1 protein-coding gene is annotated in these 934 nt (G+C 48.7%); it reads right to left on the minus strand.

Annotation, left to right across the window (positions count from 1 at the left end; translation table 11 throughout):
• Positions 1–85: 85 nt before the first annotated feature.
• Positions 86–934: alpha-amylase family glycosyl hydrolase (locus IQR33_RS35065; RefSeq protein ID WP_265575817.1), on the minus strand; the 849-nt coding region annotated here is incomplete at its 5' end.

Genomic DNA, 934 nt, shown 5'->3' on the forward strand with positions numbered 1-934 from the left:
ATAAGTAAACATCAAAAACAACAAAGCCCTTCCCTGAGAACTCAAGAAAGGGCTTTTTCTATCTAGGCTTAAAACAAAGTTCTAACTACTTGTCACGCCCCACAAACGCCACAACGACTTTGTCATTGCCAAGCGAGCGAGAGAACACGTATGCGCCTTCTTGTTCAATCACGTGATGCTGACCTGCACCAATCGCTGGATGCGCTTTCCGGAACTGACCAAGGGTTTGCCAATGCTTGAGCAGCGCTTGCTTCTCATCCGATAGCTTCCATACCATGTCAGAGCGTGTGCCTTGGTGGAAATCGTCCGCGTAAGGACCAATGTTACGACCCACTTCGTCACCGTAGTAAACCTGAACAGCACCAGGGCTTAGAAGCAGTGCATTCGCTGCGTTACGCTGCATGCCGTAATCTTTGAAGCGAGAAAAGAACAACTCCGTATCGTGAGAAGACATGTAGCTCACAGGGTTAAAGTCTTTCTCATTGGCGATAGTATCTGCATAGCTTTGGTAGGTGTCTGCCATTTGGCTGAAACACGCCGCGCCTTTGTCTAACTTCTTCTGCATGTCGAAGTTAATCAACGCATCAAAGCCATCGTCAAAGTAAGGGCTGCGATAAGCGGTATGTCCCCATACTTCACCCATCATCCAGAATGGCTGACCTGACTTACCGTTCTCTTTACGCCACTGCTCAAGACTGCTTGAAGCCTCTTCTTTCAAGCGTTTCCACACATCGCCTTCAACGTGCTTCACCGTATCGACACGGTAGCCATCAATACCAAAGCGCTTCACCCAATCAGTTTGCCACTCAATCAAGTAATCCGAGACGGTGTAATTGTCACGCGCCTCTACGCGAGTACCAGGGTTATCCAATAGCCACTGCGCAGGCTTCACGGCTTTGTCTGATTCGGTAATAAAATCAGGCAAACCCGCCAA

This window comes from Vibrio sp. OPT46 (genome assembly GCF_015163535.1).
GTDB lineage: Bacteria > Pseudomonadota > Gammaproteobacteria > Enterobacterales > Vibrionaceae > Vibrio > Vibrio alginolyticus.